23 protein-coding genes are annotated in these 20,977 nt (G+C 52.2%); 22 read left to right on the top strand and 1 reads right to left on the bottom strand.

Annotation, left to right across the window (positions count from 1 at the left end):
• Positions 1-34: 34 nt before the first annotated feature.
• On the bottom strand, positions 35-157 hold the full coding sequence (locus ACLUXO_RS00305) for a DUF4044 domain-containing protein (RefSeq protein ID WP_004560516.1): 123 nt from the start codon (positions 155-157) through the stop codon (positions 35-37).
• A 118-nt stretch (positions 158-275) separates the two neighbouring features.
• Here ACLUXO_RS00305 and ACLUXO_RS00300 point away from each other — a divergent pair, with 118 nt between their 5' ends.
• The 22 genes from ACLUXO_RS00300 to mnmA all read left to right on the top strand — a co-directional run bounded on the left by ACLUXO_RS00300 (position 276) and on the right by mnmA (position 20,887).
• Positions 276-605 carry a DUF3397 domain-containing protein gene (locus ACLUXO_RS00300; protein WP_035169559.1) on the top strand — a complete coding sequence of 110 codons (330 nt, stop codon included), beginning with the start codon at positions 276-278 and terminating at the stop codon, positions 603-605.
• 131 nt (positions 606-736) lie between these two features.
• Positions 737-1,168 (top strand): division/cell wall cluster transcriptional repressor MraZ, encoded by a 432-nt coding sequence (mraZ, locus tag ACLUXO_RS00295; protein WP_412135864.1) that lies wholly within the window; start codon positions 737-739, stop codon positions 1,166-1,168.
• 2 nt (positions 1,169-1,170) lie between these two features.
• Complete coding sequence (gene rsmH / locus ACLUXO_RS00290; protein WP_412135863.1) at positions 1,171-2,115, top strand: 16S rRNA (cytosine(1402)-N(4))-methyltransferase RsmH; 945 nt, start codon at positions 1,171-1,173, stop codon at positions 2,113-2,115.
• 11 nt (positions 2,116-2,126) lie between these two features.
• Complete coding sequence (ftsL, locus tag ACLUXO_RS00285; RefSeq protein ID WP_412135862.1) at positions 2,127-2,483, top strand: cell division protein FtsL; 357 nt, start codon at positions 2,127-2,129, stop codon at positions 2,481-2,483.
• Entirely contained in the window at positions 2,483-4,645 is a 2,163-nt protein-coding gene (locus ACLUXO_RS00280) for a penicillin-binding transpeptidase domain-containing protein (RefSeq protein ID WP_412135861.1), read from the top strand. Before ftsL ends, ACLUXO_RS00280 begins: the two co-directional genes overlap by 1 nt.
• A gap of 7 nt (positions 4,646-4,652) precedes the next feature.
• Positions 4,653-5,612: a phospho-N-acetylmuramoyl-pentapeptide-transferase gene (mraY, locus tag ACLUXO_RS00275; RefSeq protein ID WP_412135860.1), complete on the top strand. Its 960-nt coding sequence runs from the start codon at positions 4,653-4,655 to the stop codon at positions 5,610-5,612.
• Positions 5,613-5,618: 6 nt separating this feature from the next.
• Positions 5,619-7,001, top strand: coding sequence for a UDP-N-acetylmuramoyl-L-alanine--D-glutamate ligase (murD, locus tag ACLUXO_RS00270; RefSeq protein ID WP_412135859.1), 1,383 nt, complete (start codon positions 5,619-5,621; stop codon positions 6,999-7,001).
• Between the two features lies 1 nt (position 7,002).
• Positions 7,003-8,115: an undecaprenyldiphospho-muramoylpentapeptide beta-N-acetylglucosaminyltransferase gene (murG, locus tag ACLUXO_RS00265; RefSeq protein ID WP_412135858.1), complete on the top strand. Its 1,113-nt coding sequence runs from the start codon at positions 7,003-7,005 to the stop codon at positions 8,113-8,115.
• 23 nt (positions 8,116-8,138) lie between these two features.
• On the top strand, positions 8,139-8,984 hold the full coding sequence (locus tag ACLUXO_RS00260; RefSeq protein ID WP_412135857.1) for a cell division protein FtsQ/DivIB: 846 nt from the start codon (positions 8,139-8,141) through the stop codon (positions 8,982-8,984).
• 58 nt (positions 8,985-9,042) lie between these two features.
• The gene (gene ftsA, locus ACLUXO_RS00255; RefSeq protein ID WP_412135856.1) at positions 9,043-10,425 is read left to right on the top strand and encodes a cell division protein FtsA; all 1,383 of its coding nucleotides are present in this window, start codon (positions 9,043-9,045) and stop codon (positions 10,423-10,425) included.
• 15 nt (positions 10,426-10,440) lie between these two features.
• Positions 10,441-11,799 carry a cell division protein FtsZ gene (gene ftsZ / locus ACLUXO_RS00250; protein ID WP_412135855.1) on the top strand — a complete coding sequence of 453 codons (1,359 nt, stop codon included), beginning with the start codon at positions 10,441-10,443 and terminating at the stop codon, positions 11,797-11,799.
• 14 nt (positions 11,800-11,813) lie between these two features.
• Positions 11,814-12,260, top strand: a complete 447-nt coding sequence (locus ACLUXO_RS00245) for a cell division protein SepF (RefSeq protein WP_296228188.1) — start codon at positions 11,814-11,816, stop codon at positions 12,258-12,260.
• A complete protein-coding gene (locus ACLUXO_RS00240) occupies positions 12,260-12,562 on the top strand; it encodes a YggT family protein (protein WP_412135854.1) in 303 nt (100 codons plus the stop codon). Before ACLUXO_RS00245 ends, ACLUXO_RS00240 begins: the two co-directional genes overlap by 1 nt.
• A complete protein-coding gene (locus tag ACLUXO_RS00235; RefSeq protein WP_412135853.1) occupies positions 12,562-13,359 on the top strand; it encodes a YlmH family RNA-binding protein in 798 nt (265 codons plus the stop codon). The genes ACLUXO_RS00240 and ACLUXO_RS00235 overlap by 1 nt, the downstream gene beginning before the upstream one ends.
• A gap of 319 nt (positions 13,360-13,678) precedes the next feature.
• Positions 13,679-16,474, top strand: coding sequence for an isoleucine--tRNA ligase (ileS, locus tag ACLUXO_RS00230; RefSeq protein WP_412135852.1), 2,796 nt, complete (start codon positions 13,679-13,681; stop codon positions 16,472-16,474).
• A complete protein-coding gene (locus ACLUXO_RS00225) occupies positions 16,474-16,683 on the top strand; it encodes a cold-shock protein (RefSeq protein ID WP_412135851.1) in 210 nt (69 codons plus the stop codon). The genes ileS and ACLUXO_RS00225 overlap by 1 nt, the downstream gene beginning before the upstream one ends.
• A gap of 15 nt (positions 16,684-16,698) precedes the next feature.
• Complete coding sequence (locus ACLUXO_RS00220; RefSeq protein WP_412135850.1) at positions 16,699-17,256, top strand: NUDIX hydrolase; 558 nt, start codon at positions 16,699-16,701, stop codon at positions 17,254-17,256.
• A 3-nt stretch (positions 17,257-17,259) separates the two neighbouring features.
• Positions 17,260-17,478 (top strand): hypothetical protein, encoded by a 219-nt coding sequence (locus ACLUXO_RS00215; protein WP_003617478.1) that lies wholly within the window; start codon positions 17,260-17,262, stop codon positions 17,476-17,478.
• A gap of 19 nt (positions 17,479-17,497) precedes the next feature.
• Positions 17,498-18,196, top strand: coding sequence for a 5'-methylthioadenosine/adenosylhomocysteine nucleosidase (locus ACLUXO_RS00210; RefSeq protein WP_412135849.1), 699 nt, complete (start codon positions 17,498-17,500; stop codon positions 18,194-18,196).
• Entirely contained in the window at positions 18,196-19,359 is a 1,164-nt protein-coding gene (locus tag ACLUXO_RS00205) for a cysteine desulfurase family protein (protein WP_412135848.1), read from the top strand. The genes ACLUXO_RS00210 and ACLUXO_RS00205 overlap by 1 nt, the downstream gene beginning before the upstream one ends.
• Before the next feature lie 54 nt (positions 19,360-19,413).
• Entirely contained in the window at positions 19,414-19,755 is a 342-nt protein-coding gene (locus ACLUXO_RS00200; RefSeq protein ID WP_412135847.1) for a DUF1831 domain-containing protein, read from the top strand.
• Between the two features lie 4 nt (positions 19,756-19,759).
• Positions 19,760-20,887 carry a tRNA 2-thiouridine(34) synthase MnmA gene (gene mnmA, locus ACLUXO_RS00195; RefSeq protein WP_412135846.1) on the top strand — a complete coding sequence of 376 codons (1,128 nt, stop codon included), beginning with the start codon at positions 19,760-19,762 and terminating at the stop codon, positions 20,885-20,887.
• Positions 20,888-20,977: the final 90 nt, after the last annotated feature.

Here is a 20,977-nt window from a genome sequence, read left to right as displayed (position 1 = left end):
CGTGAAGCTGACCGCTTTTGAGCGTATTGCCGGTTTATTGGGCAGTTAAGTAGTAAAGAACAGAGGCTGCCACGCCAAAGAGCGTGATCAAAGCCATCAAGACTACCATGAAATTCTCAATCTTTTGAAATGTTGACTTTTTCTTTTTACGTGCCATAGAAGCCTCCTATATGAGAGTGATTATAACCTTTTTGGCGGCGATTTGCAATTTCCTTGCTGCACTTTAAGAGAAAAAATAAAAATGTGCTAAACTAGCTAGCAGATGGAGGAAAATTATGCTGATGATATTCTTATTGCCGGTCTTTGGCCTGGCTTGCGCCTACCTGGTCAACCTGATCTGGCCTAAAGCTGCCTTTAAAGGCTATGACGTCATGCCTTTCTTTTTGATCTACGCCTGCCAGCTGATAACCAATTTAAAGGGCGTGCCATCCTTTTTACCGGCCGGCTTTTTGCTTTACTTCATATTGATATTGCTGGCCGCCATCAGATGGGCCATGATCAACAAGAACATTTCCTTGGGGAAAATGTTCCGCCAGTTCTGGTCCTACCTGGATGCCTGCAGTTTCTTTTGGTATTGCGGATTGCTTTTGGTCGTTATGATCTGACAAATTACTGTCAGCCGCTTCGGGCGGCTGGCAGTTTTTTAATTTTTTCGGAAATCTGCTTGTGTTTTTCAGATATTGTGGTTTAAAGTGGGGATTTGTGGTAAATTGTTAACAGAAGGGAGGAGCCTGCCATGTTCATGGGCGAATACCAGCACAATTTGGACGCCAAAGGCCGTTTGATTATCCCGGCCAAGCTGCGTGAACAGATTGGGCCAGCCATGGTTTTTACCCGGGGCATGGAAGGCTGCATTTTTGGCTATCCTTTGACGGAATGGGCCAAGATCGAGGCCAAACTGGCCAAGCTTCCCTTGACGAAGAAGAACGCGCGGAGTTTTACCCGGATGTTTTATTCCGGTGCTATGGAAGGCGAATTCGACAAGCAGGGGAGAATCAACTTGTCCCCCACCTTGAAGAAGCACGCCGGCCTGGCCAAGGAATGCGTCATTGTCGGCGTCTCCAACCGGATTGAAATCTGGGCTAAGGAGCGCTGGGAAGAGTATTCTGACGAAGCCAACGAAAGTTATGATGAAATTGCGGAAGATTTGGACGATATCGAGTTATAAAGATGGAATTTAAGCATACTAGCGTGTTATTGCACGAAACAATCGACAACCTGGCCCCACAAAGCGGCGGCACATACGTGGATGCCACCTTCGGCGGGGGCGGGCATGCAAGATACCTGCTTAGTAAGCTGGATAAAGGAAATCTGATTGGTTTCGACCAGGACCAGTACGCGATTGACACCGCCCAGAGCAATTTTGCTGCCTTTTTAAAAGAAGACAGCCAGCCCCGCCTGCAGCTGGTCCACAACAACTTCAGCCACTTAAAAGAGGAGCTGGACAAGCTGGGGATTAGCGGCATTGACGGTATCTACTACGATTTGGGTGTTTCATCTCCGCAATTGGACCAGGCTGAACGTGGTTTTTCCTACCGTTTTGACGCAAGGCTGGACATGCGGATGGACCAGAGCCAGGACTTTGATGCTTACCAGCTGGTCAACCAGTATGACCAAAAGCAGCTGGCTGACGTCCTTTACCGCTACGGTGATGAGAAGTTTTCCCGGCAGATCGCCAGAAAGATCGTTGAAAGAAGACGGGTCAAGCCGATTGAAACTACTTTTGAGTTAGTGGAGATCATTAAGGAAGCAATTCCGGCAGCAGCCCGCCGCAGCGGCGGCCACCCGGCCAAGAAGAGCTTCCAGGCCATCCGGGTGGAAGTCAACCACGAGCTGGACGTTTTGCGGGCATCTTTGGAAGAAGCCATCAGCCTGCTCAATCCCGGCGGCCGGATCTCAGTCATCACCTTCCAGTCTTTGGAAGACAAGATCGTCAAGCAGACTTTCAAGAAGTATTCAGAAGTTGAAATTCCCCGCGGGATGCCGGTTGTGCCCGAGGGGATCAAGCCAACTTTACGCCTGGTCAACCGCAAGCCGATTACGGCCAGCGAGGAAGAACTGGCGGAAAACAACCGATCACACAGTGCAAAGTTAAGAGTAGCAGAGAAGTTATAAAGAGGACCACAATGGCTGGAAACACAGTTAGAAAATACAATTACGAACCAGAAGAGGAAGCCCGGAAAAGTCCTCGTTTGGTGGTTGACCCGCAGAAGGTGCCATACTCAGCTTTTGAGAAGCTGCTGGCAGTCTTGGGCCTGCTTGGGGCAGTTGTCTTGATTACCTTGAACGTGTCGGCTAGCGTTTCGGCGACTTACGCCCAGCGGCAGCTGACCAACGTCAAGGAATCAATTACCAAGCAAAAGAACGCAACAGCTGACTTGCAGCAGGAAATCGGTGAGCTGTCATCAAATACCCGCTTGAACAAGATCGCCCAAAGTCAAGGACTGAAGTTGCGTGAAAATAACATTAGGACAATTCGCTAATGAAGAAGACCACTAATTTAAGAAAAATAAAATCCAGAGCACACGGCTATCGCTTTACAGTTGGGAGAATTCTAGAGCTAGTCGTTGCTTTGGTTTTTCTTTTTTTTGCCGGCCGCATGCTTTATTTGTCGATTTCAAAAACGATTGATGGCCAGGACATCAGCAAGCGAACTGCCGCGATCTACCGCCGCAACACCGTATTGACCGCTAACCGGGGCACGATTTATGACAAGAACGGCTTGATCATTGCCCAGGACTCCCACACTTACACGGTCTACGCGATTTTGGACAAGACTTATGTCGACTCCAATAAGAAACCGCTCTATGTTCAGGACAAGGAGAAAACGGCTGAGAAGCTGGCCACGGTTTTGCCCCTTTCCAAGGCAAAGATCCTCAAGTACTTGAAGCCGAAGAATAAAAACACCTTCCAGGTTCAGTTCGGGACAGCCGGATCCGGTTTAACCTTGACTGAGAAAAAGAAAATCCAGGCCATGCACCTGACCGGGATCAAGTTCATGGAAACGCCGTCGCGCTTGTATCCAAACGGGGTTTTCGCCTCTAACGTGGTCGGCTATACGGTTTCTGAGACCAATTCCAAGACGCAGACGACGGAACTGGAAGGGGTGACCGGGCTTGAAGCCTACTTCAACAAGATCCTCAAGGGGACCAACGGCTACGAGACCAGTATGGTCGACTCTTCAGAAAACCAGCTGCCAAGCGGGTCCCACTCCTATAAGGCGGCTAAAGACGGGGACAATCTTTATTTGACGATTGACTCCCAGCTGCAGAGCGCCCTGGAGTCTTATATGAGCAAGGTACAGAAGAACTACAAGCCGAAAGCCATGACTGCTGTTATTGAAGACTTGAAGACAGGGAAGATCATGGCAGCCTCCCAGCGGCCAACCTTCAACTCCCAGACCAAGGCCGGAATCAGCAAGGCAGGCAGCAACCTCCTGGTCCAGTCCAGCTATGAGCCGGGTTCTGTTTTCAAGATCCTGTCTCTGGCCGCCGCGGTCAACAGCGGCAACTACAACCCTAAGGCCTATTACCGGTCAGGGTCAATCACCGTTTCCGGCTCCACTATCTACGACTGGCAGAAGTCCGGCTGGGGGACGATTCCGTTCTCCCAGGCCTTCCCGCGCTCCAGCAATGTCGGGATGGTTTACCTGGAAAAGAAGATGGGGGCCAAGCTCTGGCGCAAGTACCTCAAGATGTTCCGGATCACCCACAAGACCGGGATTACCCTGCCAGGTGAAGTTTCCGGCAGCCTGTCCTTCTCCAGCCCGGTCGACCAGGCGGTAACTTCCTTTGGCCAAGGGGTCACGGTCAATGTCATGCAGATGATGCAGGTTTACAGTGCCCTGGCTAACAACGGGCAGATGGTTAAGCCGCAGCTGGTGGAAAAAATCACCGATTCTTCCGGCAAGACGATCAAGAGCTACAAGGTCCAGAAGGTTGGCAAGAAGATTTTTACGGCCCAGACCAGAAAAGTAGTCATGCAGAATATGAAGAAGGTTTTGGACCAGGAAATCGGGACCGGCCACACCTACTACATGAAGGGCAAGGACTTCGGGATCAAGACCGGGACGGCCCAGATTGCCAAGTCAACTGGCGGCTACATGACCGGGGACCGGAATTATGTCTTCTCAGTCGTGGGGATTACCCCAACTGACAATCCCCGCTACTGCATCTATTTGACCATGAAGCAGCCAAGCAAGCTGGGCAGCGGGGCCGAAACCATCCTGGCCCAGATCTTTAAGCCGATGATGAGCCGGCTGGTTCTTTTGAACAAGGGGGACAAGTCAGCTTCGGCCGTGGTCAAGGTGCCGAAGTTTACTGGCATGACTTATGCCAAGGCGAAAAAGACCGCGACCGCAAATGGTCTTTCCCTGGTCCGCCTGGGGACTGCTTCCAAGGTCCTCAGCCAAAAGGCAGGGGCCGGTGAAACGGTATCCGTTGGCAGCACCGTCTTTGTCTTGACTAGCGGCAAGATCAGCCTGCCGGATTTGACCGGCTGGAGTGAAAGCCAGCTTGAGGCCTACGCCTCCCTGGCCGGCATCAAGCTGCAGCTGTCAGGCAGCGGCAAGGTCAAGTCACAGAGCCTGGCCCAGGGGACGGTAGTTAAATCAGGGACGAAATTGAAAGTAGAGTTAAAGGAGTAATAGATCGATGCAAGCAAGTTTGATTGCTTTTATGATTTCACTGGTACTAAGCGCCTTGCTTTTGCCATGGTTGATTATCTGGATGAGAAGCCACGACGAAGGCCAGCAGATCCGCGGTGAAGGGCCTAAGTGGCATGAAAAGAAGTCGGGGACGCCGACCATGGGGGGAACGGTCTTCGTGCTTTCAGCCGCGGTCGCAACGGTTGCCATCTGTGCCTACAAGGGCCAGCTGTCTAAGACAGTCTGGATTTTGTTAGTTGCGCTGTTGGGCTACGGGGTTATCGGCTTTTTGGATGACGGCTTGAAGCTCTTTTTCAAGCGGAACCTGGGCTTGAGAGCCTGGCAAAAAATGGCCCTGCAGCTGCTCGTGGCTGCGGGAATCGTTTTGCTGGCGGCCAGTGACAACTTTGACTTCGCCCTTTACCTGCCTTTTGCCGGGCTGGTCAAGAACATGGCCCTCTTTACCTTGTTTGAAGTCTTCTGGCTGGTTGGCTTTTCAAATGCCGTCAACCTGTCTGACGGTCTGGACGGCCTGGCAACCGGTCTGTCCTTTATCGCTTACGGCACTTACGCCTGGCTGGCCTTCAAGAGCCAGAACTTCGGCGTTCTGGTCTTCTGTATGGCGGTAATGGGGGGGCTGGCAGCCTTCTTCATGTTCAACCACAAGCCGGCCAAGATTTTCATGGGGGATGCCGGTTCCCTGGCCCTTGGGGGCGGTTTGGCGGCAGTCAGCATCTTCTTGGGCCGGCCATGGTCCCTGCTTTTGGTCGGGATCGTCTTTGTCTGTGAAACGGCCAGCGTTATCTTGCAGGTTGCCTCATTTAAGACGACTGGCAAGCGGATTTTTAAGATGACGCCAATCCACCACCACTTTGAAATGCTGGGCTGGTCTGAATGGAAGGTCGACCTGGTCTTCTGGCTGGTCGGGCTGGTTGGCAGCGGAATTTACTTGATGATTTGGGGATAATTAACGATGAAAGAAATCGATAAATATGCTGGTAAAAACATTCTTGTTTTAGGTCTGGGCCGGAGCGGCTTCGCGGTCAGCAAGCTGCTCCTTAAGCTGGGCGCGCGTTTGACTTTAAATGACAAAGCCGACCTGGCTGCTGACCCGAAGGCTAAGCAGTTAGCTGACCTGGGCGTCAGAGTCATTGGCGGCAGCCACCCGGTTGACCTGTTTGACCAGGAAAAGTTTGACTACCTGGTTAAAAACCCCGGCATCCCTTACGAGAACCCGATGGTGGCCAAGGCCAGCGAAAAAGGGGTTCCCATCATCACTGAACCTGAAGTTGCTTTAAGCGCCAGTGAGTCGCCTTATGTCTGCGTCACTGGTTCAAACGGCAAGACAACCACGGTCATGCTGACCCAGCAGATCATGGACCATTACCTGCAAAAGCAGGGCCACCACGCTTACGCGGTCGGCAACATTGGCTGGCCGATTTCTGAAGTAGTTTTAAACCAGGCCGGCCCAGACGACCTGCTGGTCGTGGAAATGTCCAGCTTCCAGCTGATGGGGGTAACTGACATTGAACCAAGGGTAGCGGCCATCGTTGACATCTATAACAATGTCCACCTGGACTACCACAAGACTTTTGATAACTATGTTGACGCCAAGCTGAACGTTGGCCGCTTCCAAAAGGATAGCGACTACTTCCTGGCCAACTTTGACCAAAAGGATATCCTGGCTAAAGAAGAAAAGGCAACTAAGGCCAAGATTCTGACCTTCAGTGAAAATGATCCAGCTGCAGACTTCTACATCGGCCAGGACTACTTGCTGCATGGCGAAGAAAAGATGATGAAGATTGCCGACATCAAGCTGCCGGGGATCCACAATTTGCAAAACTCCCTGGTTGCCATCGGCATCAGCAGCTTGATGGGGGCGGGCAAGGACGACATCGCAGCCGTTTTGTCCACCTTCACCGGGGCTGAACACCGCCTGCAGTATGTGACCACCCTTGACGGGGTCAAGGTCTACAATGACTCCAAGTCAACCAACATTGAAGCAGCCACCGTGGCCATCCAGTCCTTCAAGCAGCCGGAAGTCCTTTTGGCCGGGGGCCTGGACCGGGGCTTTGTCTTTGACTCCCTGGTTGATCTGTTTAAAAAGCACGTCAAGGCCATCGTAACTTACGGGGAAACCCGCTACTTGCTGGCGGACGCGGCCAGAAAGGCCGGGATCAAGACCATCGTGGTCGTTGACAACCTGCATGAAGGGGTTAAGGCAGCATCCAAGCTGGCTGAAGCCGGCGACGTCCTGCTCTTTTCACCGGCCTGCGCTTCTTGGGACCAGTTCAAGACCTTTGAAGAACGCGGCGAATATTTTGTCAAGTATGTAAAAGAATTGGAAGAGAAATAAAATGAGAGTTATTTTTTCTGGTGGCGGCACTGGCGGCCACATTTATCCCATCATGGCCTTGATTGAACGCCTGAAGGAAGAAGGCATTTGCCAAGACGATGAGATTTTGTTCGTCGGCACCAAGAAGGGGCTGGAATCCAAGATCGTGCCTGCCGCCGGGGTCAACTTTAAGACCATCGACATCCAAGGCTTTGACAGAAAGCACCTGTTGAACAATGTTAAGACCATCCAGCTCTTTTTAAAGGCGACCAAGCGGGCCAAGGAAATTCTGACTGACTTTCAGCCGGACGTTGTCCTGGGCACTGGCGGTTACGTCAGCGGGGCGATTGTCTACGAAGCCAGCAAGATGAAGATTCCGACCATGATTCACGAGTCTAACTCCGTGGTCGGGGTGGCCAACAAGTTCTTAGGCCACTACGTGGACAAGATCTGCTATACTTTTGACGACGCGGCCAAGGAATTTCCAGAAAAAAAGAAGCTGGTCAAGACCGGCAACCCGCGTTCCCAGCAGGTTTTGAGCTTAAATGCCAAGCCAGTTGACCTGGCAGGCGATTTGGGCCTTAACCCCCAGATTCCGACTGTCCTGGTCTTCGGGGGTTCCCGGGGCGCCTTGGCCATCAACCGGGTCATGCTCAAGTCTTTGATGGAGCTGAAGAAGAAGCCTTACCAAGTGATCTGGGCAACCGGGACTTACTACTATGACGCGATTGAGAAAAAGCTGGCTGATGTTGACTACGGCGACTCCATCAAGGTCGTGCCGTATATCGCCAACATGCCGGGCCTTTTGCCGGAAATGACCTGTGTTGTTTCCCGGTCCGGGGCAACCAGCCTGGCTGAGTTCACGGCCTTGGGCGTGCCAGTCATCTTGATTCCTAGTCCTAACGTGACCCACAACCACCAGATGAAGAATGCCATGGACCTGGAAAAGGCCGGGGCGGCTTTGGTGATTGCGGAAGATGATCTGAACGAAAATACCTTCGTGTCCTCCATCGACCACCTGCTTTTGGACCAGAGCTATGCCGAAAAAATGCGGCAGGCTTCCAAGGCCTTGGGCGTGCCCGATGCATCTGACCAGGTCATCAAGGTCATGAAGGAAATTGCCAAGAAGAACTGATAATAAACGATTAGGAGGAAGCAATGGCTCGCAAACGGATAACCCGCAGAGACCCAGAAGAGGAGCTCTCTAAATTCTTACGCCACGAACCTGGCCAGGGGCAGGAAACACGCAAATTGTCGAGCCAGCTTACTTCGCTTAAGAAAGAACGACGGCGGGGCCTGCTTACCCGGCTGGGTTCGATCATGACCGTCTGCCTTTTGGCCATCGCTTTTTTAACCTACTACGTCTCGCCTTTAGCCGACGTATCAACGGTCAGGGTGCTCGGAGCTGATGACCTGGATGGCAAAAGCATGGTTGAAGTGGCCCAGATCAAGGCTTCTGACAAGGTCGTTGATGCCTTGCGGGGGCAAAAGAAGATCAGCAAGAAGCTGGCCGCTAAATACCCTGAAGTGGCTTCGGTCACTTTATCGGTCAAGGGGCTGAACACCTTGAACATGCAGGTGCATGAGCGGAAAGTGATCGGCTATATTAAAGACGGGTCCAGCTACCGGAAGATTCTCGCTAGCGGGGACCTGGGCACCAAGAGCCTGGCCTGGAGCGAGGTCGACCATGACAAGCCGCTTTTTATCGGCTACAGCAAGCAGGTGGCCTTGAAGACCAACCTTAAAATTTTTAACTCTTTTCCTGAATATTTCAAAAAGCAGGTCAAGATGCTGTCTGGCAATACCAGGCGCAAAACCCAGATGATTCTGGTCATGAAAGATGGCAATGTGATAATCGGCAACACTGAGACGATAAAATCCAAGGTTAAGTACTATAACTCGATTAAACAGGATTTGACAACCAACAGTGTCATTGACATGGAAGTCGGTGCCTTTACCCGCCCTTTGACTAGCGCGGAAAAAAAGGCTTACGGCTTGTCTTAGTTTTGTATCTTTAAAGAATTATGATATTATCTATATATTAGAATTGGGGGAAGGAAACTTGGATAATTCAACTTTGTTAGTTGGTTTGGACATTGGGACCACGAGCATCAAAGTCGTTGTTGCCGACGCCGCTCATCAAGAGCTGCAGGTTTACGGGGCAGTCGCCGCTCCTACGCGGGGGATGCGGCATGGCAAGATCGTTGATATCGATCAAGTTGCTGAATCTGTCAAAAACGCTATCCAGCAGGTCAGCGAGAAGACCAATAGCAAGATCAACCGGGTAGTGACAGCCTTGCCAGTCAGCATGCTGCAGCTGGAAAGTACAACCGGTCTGGTCAACATTTCTGATTCCGGCAAGGAAGTCGCTAATGAAGACGTCCAGCGGGTCATGCAAGCGGCTATCAAGGCTGCCAAGAAAAAGGACCGGCAGGCAGTGGCCTTCTTCCCCAGCCGCTTTTTGATCGACGGGGAAAAGGACGTTGACGACCCGCGGACCATGATTGCCCGTTCACTTCTCGTGCAGGGGCTGGTAATGACGGCGCCGTCAGCGGAGATTCACAACATCAACACGGTCTTGAAGCACGCCGACATCCGGAACAACTTCTTTGTTCCGGCACCGATGGCCGTTTCCAGCGTAGCCCTGGATGAGGCAGAGAGAACCTTCGGGGCAATTCTGCTGGATATGGGCGGCGGCAGCACGACCGCCACGGTCATCCGCGATGGCCAGATCAAGTATGCTACCGTCGACTTGAAGGGGGCGGCCGACATTACCCACGACATTTCCGTGGTTTTGTCAACGACCATGAGCGATGCTGAAGCTTTGAAGCGGGATTATGGCTATGCCGACCCGGAACTGGCTTCAGAAAATGAAAAATTCGCGGTCAAGGCTGTAGGCAGGGACGAAAACAACCTGGTCAGCGAGAAGTATCTCAGTGAGATCATCAATGCCCGTCTGCAGCAGATCTTGCGCCGGGTGGGCCGGGGCCTTTACAACCATGATGCCCTGTCTTTGCCGGCCGGGGTTATTATTACCGGGGGCAGCGCTCTTTTGGCCGGGATTGATGACCTGGTAGCGGCTGACTATGACGTTAAGGCCAAGATCTACCAGCCAGCCCAGATTGGCCTGCGCAATCCGGTTTATTCAGTGGCCTACGGGATCGTCAACTATGCCAACAACCTGAGCGATATCGGCTACCTGGCCAACACCGTGATTTATCAAGATTCAGCTCTTGCTTCAAACGAGCGGCCGGCCAGTGCCGGAAATAGTCAAAAAAATGCTAAAAGAGTGACGCGGAAAGCTGAAAATGACACTGAATTAGCTTATAATAAGACTAAGCATGATGGGGAAGTAGACACTGAAACCCGACATGAAGAAAAGACTAATAATAACGAAAATAAAAATAAGGGCTTAGCTGCATTTTTCAGAAAGTTCTTTGATTAAGGGTGGTAAACGTAGATGGCTTTGGATTTTACTTTTGATTCAGATGACAACAACAACGCAGTTATCAAAGTAATTGGCGTTGGCGGGGCAGGCGGTAATGCCGTCAACCGGATGATTGAAGACGGCGTTCAAGGCGTCTCCTTTATCGCGGCCAACACTGATGTACAGGCTTTGAACAGCAACAACGCTGAAGTTAAGATTCAGCTGGGGCCGAAACTGACCAGGGGCTTGGGGGCAGGTTCACATCCTGAAACCGGGCAAAAGGCCGCTGAAGAAAGCGAAGAAACGATTGAAGACGCACTTAAGGGTGCGGACATGATTTTCATCACTGCCGGCATGGGCGGTGGTACTGGTACCGGGGCAGCCCCGGTAATCGCCAAAATTGCCCGGGAAACCGGCGCTTTGACGGTTGGGGTGGTTACCCGCCCATTCAGCTTTGAAGGTCCTAAGCGGTCTAAAAACGCTGCTGAGGGGATTGCCAAGCTGAAGGAATACGTTGACACCCTGGTCATCGTTGCCAACAACCGGCTTTTGGAAATCGTTGACAAGAAAACACCGATGATGGAAGCCTTCAAGGAAGCCGACAATGTCCTCAAGCAGGGTGTCCAGGGCATTTCCGACCTGATCACTTCAACTGACTACGTGAACCTGGACTTTGCTGACGTTAAGACGGTCATGGAAAACCAGGGGGCAGCCTTGATGGGGATCGGCCGGGCCAGCGGCGAAAACCGGACGGTGGAAGCAACCAAGATGGCGATTTCCTCACCGCTTTTGGAAGTTTCCATCGACGGGGCTAAGCAGGTCCTCTTGAACATCACTGGCGGTCCGGACTTGACCCTGTTTGAAGCCCAGGATGCTTCAGAAATCGTTTCAACGGCTGCCGGCGAAGACGTCAACATCATCTTCGGTACGGCCATCAACCCTAACCTGGGCGATGAAGTCGTGGTTACGGTGATCGCTACCGGGATTGATGACGAAGCTGAAGCAGCTGCTTCCAAGCAATTGCCAGGCCGCGGCCACCAAGTGAGCGCGCCTAGAGAAAAGCCAGCTGCGCCTAAGATCTTGACTCCAGAAGAAGCCGCTCCAGCTGCGCCTGTTCAAGAAGCGCCAGTTCAAGCTGAAGCAGCTAAGCCGGCCAGCCCGGTCAAGGAAGAGAAGCCAGCCATGATGGACCCGATCAGCGTTTGGGGCCTCAACGACGATGACTACTCAAGACGGCAAAACCCGGAAGAACAAAAGCGGCAGGCTGAAGAAAAGGAAGCGGCTTTGGATGCTGACCCAAGCAGCGCCATTTCCCAAATTGACATCAACACCGATTACGACGACGATGATGACGACGATATTCCGTTCTTCAAGCACCGCCGGGACCGGTAAAGGAGGCAGAGTAAATGAACAACAAATTTAAGGACTTTTTCGGCTTCGGCGACAACGATTCCTACGAGGAAAGAGACGCCTACGAGGAAAATTACGACGAACAAGAAGAAATGCAAAACAGCTACCGGCCAACTAACAGCCGTGACAGCAATGTCGTGTCCATTAAGGCCGGCCAGGCTGGCAGCGGCCCAAGCAAGATCGTCCTTTACGAACCGCGGGTATATTCTGACGCTAAGGAAGTAGCCCAGAACCTGCTCAACCAAAAGGCGATCATCATCAACTTCAGCCGGATGGACGACGCTTCTGCCCGCCGGGTAGTCGACTTCATCACCGGGACGGTTTACGCCCTCAATGGTGAAATCCAGCGCGTCGGCGACAAGATCTTTCTGGCTACTCCGCCGAAGTTTGAAACTGACGGCAAGATCACTGAACTGCTTGATAAGAAAGATACTTTAGGTTAATGCAAACATTTTTGGTTTTTTTGTACCGGCTGCTCTACTTCATCTGTGAAGCTTACAGCCTTTTGATCATTATTGATGCCTTTATGTCTTGGATTCCGGCCATCAGCGAATCAGCGGCCGGCCGCTGGATCGACCGAATCGTCAACCCCTTCGTCAACCTTTTCCGGCAGGGGCCGATCCTGCGCTTGATCTACGCGACTGGCATCGACATTTCACCAATGATTGCACTGTTTGTGATCTACTTTGTCCAAAGCGTTGCCTTGGGCTGGCTCTTTAATATTTTAGGGAGGATCTTCCTGTGATGGACAAGCGCCAGGCCAGCAGCTTTTACCCACATTTTGCAATTGAAGAAAGACCAACAATTGACCAATTTGTTGGTCTTTTTAATCGCCTCTTGTTTACCGGCCAGGCCTTTTTAACGGACTTCCTGGACCCCCGGCAAAGGCAGATCATGGAGACGATCGCCGGCGGGGAAGCCATCGTGCAGGCTTTTGGCGGCTATGAAGAAGCGGAAAAGTGCCGGCTCTACATCAGCCTGGAATGGGAGAACCTGCGCCCAGATGACTACCAGGTTCAGCTTTTTGAAATTGAATATCCGCAAAAGTTTGCCAGTCTCCGCCACAGCCAGATTCTGGGCAGCCTGGCCAATTCCGGGGTAAAAACAGATACTTTTGGCGATATCATCACGGATGGGCAAGGCCGGTGGCAGTTTTTCGCGGAAAAAGAACTGGCTGGCTTTTTTGCCAGTCAAATCGACCGGATGGGGCCAGTCAAGGTCCGCCTGGAAGAGAAGCCCTTAAAAGACCGCCTGGAAGCAGAAGACAATTCCGAGCTCATTACCGCTGTGGCTTCCTCCATGCGCCTGGACGCGGTTTTAGCAGCTCTAAGCAATAAGTCCCGCAGCCAGGTTAAAGAGGCCCTGGAGGCCGGCGAGGTCCGCTTAAACTGGCATGAAGAAGAAAAAGGTGAAAGCCTGTTGAAAGTTGGCGACATTTTGAGCCTGCGCCGCTTTGGCCGGGTCAAGCTCTTGTCTGTCCAGCCCAGCAAAAAAGGCCGCCTGCGGGTGGAAGGCCAGTTTTGGCCAGCAAAAAGGCAATAAATATTTGACAAAGGGCCGGTTGATGCCTTAAACTCTTTTACTGTAGATAGAAAACTTTTTTCATTGTTTTTTTATCTCTTGCATAATTACGATTAATAAATCAGACTGACAGTCCTGCTTAAAGGCGACCTTAGCGAGTTAATGATGGTGGAAGATTAACACAAGCCGGCGAGCGATCAGCTGCCGATTGGTCTGAGCGGGGGCCGGCACGATAAGCCGGCAGGAGTGGGGCCCTTCGGGGCTCAATTTAGGTGGTACCACGATAGTCTCGTCCTATTTTAGGATGAGGCTTTTTATTTTAGCGAAAGGATTTTTTTATATGCGGGTTAAGGATACGCTGAACCTGGGCAAGACCAAGTTCCCAATGCGGGGCAACCTGCCCAAGCGGGAAGCAGAATGGGAAAAGAACTGGGAAGACCAGAAGTTTTATGAAAGACGCTTGAAGCTTAACGAAGGCCATGAAAGATTTGACCTTCACGACGGCCCTCCATTTGCCAACGGCAACATTCACATGGGTCACGCCTTGAACAAGATCACCAAGGACATCATCGTCCGGAGCAAGAACATGGAAGGCTACTACGCTCCTTACGTTCCAGGCTGGGATACCCACGGCCTGCCAATTGAGCAGCAATTGACCAAGCAGGGCGTTGACCGCAAGACCATGGACCGGGCTGCTTACCGGGAATTGTGCCGGAAGTTTGCCATGGAGCAGGTTGAAAAGCAGCGGACCGACTTCAAGCGCTTGGGCGTCATGGGCGACTGGGACCACCCTTACATCACCCTTTTGCCGGAATTTGAAGCCGCAGAAATCCGGGTCTTCGGCAAGATGTACGAAAATGGCTACATCTACCAAGGCAAGAAGCCGGTTTACTGGTCCTGGTCCAGTGAATCAACTTTGGCGGAAGCCGAAGTCGAATACCACGACGTGGAATCACCATCAATTTACATTTCCTTCCCGGTTAAGGACGGCAAGGGCAAGCTGAGTGAAGAAAACACCTACTTCCTGATCTGGACGACCACTCCATGGACTATTCCTTCCAACCAAGGGATTGCCGTTAACCCGAAGTTTGACTACTCAGTTGTTGAAGTTGGCGACCGCCGCTACGTTGTCGGTACTGACCGCTTGAGCGCCGTAGCCGAAATCTTGGGCTGGGACAGCTACAAGACTGTTCAGCACCTTAAGGGGACGGACATGGAATACATGGTGGCCAAGCACCCTTACATCGAAGGCCGCGACAGCCTTTTGATGGAAGCTGTCTACGTTACTGACGATGATGGTACCGGCCTGGTCCACACCGCTTCCGGCTTTGGTGAAGACGACTACAACACTGCCATGCGCTACGGCTTTGACGTTTTGTCCCCAATGGACAACAAGGGCTGCTTCACTGAAGAAATCCCTGACCCGGACCTGGTAGGCAAGTTCTACACTGACACCAACGAAATCGTCAAGGACAAGCTGGCGGCTGCCGGCAACCTTTTGCACTACAGCACCTTTGTCCACTCCGCCGCTCACGACTGGCGGACCAAGAAGCCGGTAGTCTACCGGGCAACCACGCAATGGTTTGCCTCAATCTCCAAGTTCAGAGACCAGATCCTGGACCAGATTGAAAAGACCACCTTCTACCCGGCCTGGGGCAAGACCCGCCTTTACAACATGATCAAGGACCGGGGCGACTGGGTAATTTCCCGCCAACGTGCCTGGGGCGTGCCTTTGCCAATCTTCTACGCTGAAGACGGCACCGCCATCGTGACGCATGAAACCATCGAACACGTGGCTGACCTCTTTGCCAAGGAAGGCTCCAACGCCTGGTTCACCCACCCGGTTGAAGAACTTTTGCCAGAAGGCTTTACTTCAGAACACTCACCAAATGGCAAGTTCACCAAGGAAACTGACATCCTGGACGTTTGGTTTGACTCCGGGTCATCCTGGAGCGGGATCCAGGCTCTGGGCAGAGACGTTCACTACCCGACTTCCATGTACCTGGAAGGCAGCGACCAATACCGGGGCTGGTTCAACTCCAGTTTGATCACCAGCGTGGCTACCAACGGGGTAGCTCCTTACAAGTCAGTCCTGTCTCAAGGCTTTACTTTGGACGGGCAAGGGCGGAAGATGTCCAAGTCATTGGGCAACACGATCGCTCCTAACGATGTCATCAAGCAAATGGGGGCCGAAATCATCCGCCTCTGGGTTGCTTCTGTTGACGCTTCCGGCGACGTCGGCGTGTCAATGGACATCCTGCGCCAGGTTTCAGAAGGCTACCGGAAGATCAGAAACACCTTCCGCTACATGCTGGCCAACACCGCCGACTTTGATCCGGAAAAGGACCGGGTAGCTTACAAGGACCTGCGCAAGATCGACCAGTACCTGGAAGTCAAGCTTAACGACTTAGTTGCCGAAAGCATCGTCAACTACGATAAGTATGACTTCGCTGACGTTTACAAGCTGGTCTTCAAGTTCATTACCAACGACCTGTCCGCCTTCTACCTGGACTTTGCCAAGGATGTCCTTTACATCGAAGGCAAGGACAGCCACGCCCGCCGGTCAATGCAGACGGTGATCTACGATGCCGCTGTCAAGCTGGCCAAGATCCTGGCACCAATTTTGCCGCACACCATGGGCGAAGTTTGGGGCTACTTGAAGGAAAATGAAGAAGACGTCTACCTGTCCAACTTCCCTGAAATCGAAGACTACGCTGACGCTGACGATTTGAAGGAAAGCTGGGGCGAGTTCATGAAGCTCCGCGACGATGTTTTGAAGGCTCTGGAAGAAGCCCGGGACCAAAAGCTGATCGGGAAGTCCTTTGAAGCCAGCGTAACGGTTTACCCAGGCGAAGCAGCCAAGGCTGCCTTGGACAAGCTGGCTGGGGAAGACTTCCGGGAAATCTTGATCGTGTCCAACCTGGTCATGGGCCAAGGGGAAGTACCGGCTGAAGCCAAGCAATTTGACCAGGCCAGCGTACTTGTCCGCCGGGCCGAAGGCGAAGTCTGCCCACGTTGCCGGATGTACCGGACTGACCTGGGCGCTGACAGCCGTCTGCCGCAACTGTGCGGCCGCTGCGCATCTATCGTGGCCGGCGACCACCCGGAAGTACTTGAAGAAGGCCTGGAAGACTAATGCGGACCGGACTTGTAAAACAATTTGCCGAAAATGCAAGTTTCGGCTTTATCGAAGACGACCAAAATCACAAATCATATTTTGTCTTTTATACTGCCATCAAGGAGGAGGGCTATAAGAGGCTTGAAGTCGGCCAGCGGGTGAGATACCAGCTTGCCCAGGGTAAACACGGATTGCAGTGCATCAACGTTTACTTGGCCAAAGACTAAGCAAAGGAATGACATATGGATTTAAAGGAAACTGAAATTTCAACGAAGGAGGCTTTCCACGGCGGCTTCATCAACCTGCATGTTGAAACCGTGATGCTGCCAAACGGGAAAACCGCCTCCAGAGAGCTGGTCGACCACCGGCCTGCTGCCGCGGCCATCTGCATCAACGATGAAAAAAAGATGCTCCTGGTTACGCAATGGCGGGAAGCGATCAAGCAACTGACTCTCGAAATTCCAGCTGGAATGATTGATGCTAGCGACGTGAGTCCCTTGGATGCAATGAAGCGGGAGTTAAATGAAGAAGGCGGCCTGAAAGCCGAATACTGGGAAAAGGTTGCCGAATTCTATACTTCACCAGGATTTTGCAATGAAAAGCTGTACCTTTTCTACTGTGACACGCTCAGCCCAGTGGCTAACAAACTGGACCTGGACGAGGATGAATTTTTGACGGCAGAATGGTACAGCCTTGAAGAGTTAAAGAACTTGTTGACAGAGGGCAAAATTGTCGACGCAAAGACCATTTATGCTATTTCCGTATGGGAAAACATGCTGCTGACCGGTTCAGAAGGTTAGACTATGACAGAGAAACGTTCCGATTACCGCCGCCGCCAGGCAGAGCAAGCAGAAAAGGCAAATAGACAGGAAGCAGCTGATTCAGCTGCTTTTCCTGCTTTTAAGCAGGACCAGGACCAGAAGACCTTGAAGGCAGAAAGGCTGAAAAAAAGGCTGAATTTTGCTATCCTGGTCGTGTGCCTCTTGATCATCCTGGTTTGGGTGATTTTATTGAAATTTTAAACTGAATTGAGGATTACCGATGAAAATTGCAATCGTTGTTCCAATGGCTGAAGAAGCTGAATTTTATCATCAATACTTTTCCTCAGGTAAAAAAGAAATGTTCGGTTCAACGGAATTCGAACATTTTTCCGTTGCCGGCAACGATCTTTACCTGGGCTTGACCGGGATCGGCAAGGTCCAGGCAGCCATGAACCTGACCAGCCTCCTGGCCAAGGAAAAGATCGACCTGGTCATCATGACCGGGTCGGCAGGGTCCTTGCAAAAAGAGGTTCAGCGGATGGACCTGGTTTTACCAAGCGAATTCGCCTACCACGATGCCCACAATACTTCAGCGGGCAACTATGTCGAAGGGCAAATCCCGCAGGAGCCGGCCCGCTTTAAGCTGGACAGCGCGGAAAGAGACAAGTTCAAGGACTTTTTGGGCAAAAAGGGCGTAGCTTACAAGGAAGGCTTGGTCGTGACCGGGGATTCCTTCATCTCCTCCCAGGCGCAAAAAGATGAAATTCTGGACAATTTCCCAACTGCCCTGTGCGTGGAAATGGAGGGGGCAGCCTTTGCCCAAGTGGCCTACCACTTTAACGTTCCGCTGGTCGCCTTAAGGGCCATCTCTGACAATGGGGATGAAGACGCCGACAACGACTTTGCAGCCTTTGTCAGAAAGGTCGGTGCCCAGGCGGCAGAACTGATCGTGGAATACTTAAGGGAGAATGATTTTTAATGAAGCAGGTATATCTTGACAACGCGGCAACCACGCCGATGTCACCGACCGTCATTGACGTGATTGCTGATGAAATGGCCAATGACTTCGGCAATGCCTCTAGCACCCACACCCTGGGCCGGAAGGCCCGCAACAGCGTGGAAAAGGCCCGGCACACCATCGCCCAGGCAATCAATGCCAAAGACCAGGAGATTATTTTTACCTCCGGCGGTTCTGAAAGCAACAATACGGTAATTTTTGGCGTGGCGGAAATGCAAAAAGCAGTTGGCCGGCACTTGATTACGACCAAGATCGAACATGAATCAGTTTTAAAGTCCATGCAGCACTTGGAAGAGCTGGGCTATGAGGTGACTTACCTGGACGTGGACAGAGACGGGCATATTTCCCTTGACCAGCTCCGCGAGGCCATCAGACCAGACACGATTCTGGTCTCAGTCATGGCTGTCAACAACGAAGTCGGCAGCATCAACCCCCTCAAGGATATCGGCCAAATCGTCAAGGACAGCCAGGCCTTCTTCCATGTTGACGCTGTCCAGGGCCTGGGCAACATCGACCTGGACGTGGAAGAAATGGGAATCGACTTTATGTCAACCTCAGCCCACAAGATCAACGGGCCGAAATTCCTGGGCTTCCTGTATGAAAGAGACGGGATCCGCCTGCCAAACCGGATTTACGGCGGTGACCAGGAACTGAAGCGGCGGGCCGGTACGGAAAACGTGCCGGGGATTGCCGGCTTTGGCCAGGCTGTAGCGGAAGTTCAGGCAGAAAGCAAGGCTGATCTGCAGGCCAAGTACACTGATTTCCAGAAGATCATCTTGAGCCGGCTGGATGAGAGCGGGGTGGCCTATGAGGTCAACAGCCCCTTGACCGGCCTGGTTTCCCACCATGTCTTGAATCTCCGTTTAAACGGTTTGTCCACTTATGTCCTTTTGGCCAACCTGGACCTGGCTGGCTTCGCTGTTTCAGGCGGGTCGGCCTGCACGGCCGGCAGCCTGACCCCGTCCCACGTTTTGACGGCCATGTTTGGCCAGGATTCACCAAAGGTCAGCGAATCGATTAGGATTTCTTTTGGCCGCTACAACACGGCTGAAGAAGTGGAAGCTTTCGCGGCTGCCCTGGTGAAGGTGGCCCGCAAGCTGCAGGACCGGAAGCGGGAAGTCTAAATAGTTGCTTTTTTTACGGAATTTACTTACAATTAATAAGCGAGGTTTTACTTTATGGCTAATACTGTGATGATCAATGGCGACAAGCGGAAGTTCATGCTTAACCCAGACGTGAAGCTGTATGCGTTGATTGACGCCGGCTTCCAGAAGACCCCCCGGGGCAACTTTGTCTATGAGCACCCGCTTTACAACGAATCGCCTTACAACGCGACGACCAAGCTGAAGATGACCATCAAGAGTGACTTGACCAGCTTGACTATGGTCGTTACGGATCCAAGCGGCCTGAAGAAGGTAAACATTTTTAAGAGTAAGCAGCTGGCTCCGACGGTTGAACTTTTGGACTACATCTTGAAGGACCTGGAGGAGCGGAAGATTTTAAGCGAAGTGAAGGATTGATTTAATGGTTGACAATAGCAAGATCAGAGTCGTTGTCGGCATGAGCGGCGGGGTCGACTCATCAGTTTCGGCCCTCTTGCTCAAGCAGCAGGGCTACGACGTCGTCGGCGTTTTTATGAAGAACTGGGATGACACCAATGATGATGGTGTCTGCACGGCAACTGAAGACTACGAAGACGTCAAAAAGGTAGCCGACAAGATCGGCATCCCTTACTATTCGATCAACTTCGAAAAAGAATACTGGGAGCGGGTCTTCCAGTACTTTTTGAAGGAATACAAGGCTGGACGCACGCCTAACCCCGACATCATGTGCAACACCGAAATCAAGTTCAAATCCTTCCTGGAATATGCCCTGGACCTGGACGCGGACTACCTGGCCATGGGCCACTATGCCAAGACCATGGTCGATGAAAACGGGGTAACCCACATGATGCGGCCAAAGGATGGCAACAAGGACCAGACTTACTTCCTGAGTCAATTGACCCAAGAGCAGATCAAGCGGGTCATGTTCCCCCTGCAGGACTTGACCAAGCCGGAAGTGCGGCGGATTGCCGAAGAAGCCGGCCTGGTTAACGCCAAGAAGAAGGACTCAACTGGCATCTGCTTCATTGGGGAAAGAAACTTCAAGCACTTCCTCAGCGAATTTCTGCCAGCCCAAGGCGGGGACATGGTAACCCCGGACGGGCAGGTTGTCGGCCAGCATGCCGGCCTCATGTACTATACGATCGGCCAGCGGCAGGGCCTGGGCCTGGGTTCAACCAAGGAGTCAACCGCTCCCTGGTTTGTCGTGGGCAAGGACCTGGAAAAGAACCAGCTGATCGTGGAGCAGGGCTATGACAGCCCCCGCCTTTACGCTGACCGCCTGCAGGCTTCCGGCATGACTTTCTTTACCGGCAACCCTGAGGAGGACACGGAATTCAAGGCAACCGCCAAGTTCCGCTACCGGCAGTGCGACGTTGGCGTTACGGTCAAGTACCACGCGGCCAGCAAGACTGCTGATGTCTACTTTGACGAGCCAGCCCGGGCAGTTACCCCGGGCCAGGCTTTGGTTTTATATAATGGCGAGGAATGCCTGGGCGGCGGAAACATTGACGCTGCCTTCAAGGATGACAAAAAGCTGCAATTAGTTTAATGGCAAGGCCAAGTCCCGGCGGACTTGGCCTTGTTCGTGTTTAGCGGGGCCGTCTTTTGCTATAATAAATAGCGATAGTTACGAGAGGCG

The organism is Lactobacillus delbrueckii subsp. bulgaricus (genome assembly GCF_046938665.1).
Classification (GTDB): domain Bacteria; phylum Bacillota; class Bacilli; order Lactobacillales; family Lactobacillaceae; genus Lactobacillus; species Lactobacillus delbrueckii_C.
Note: the sequence above shows the minus strand (reverse complement) of the source record. Positions and strands in the feature narration are given on the sequence as shown.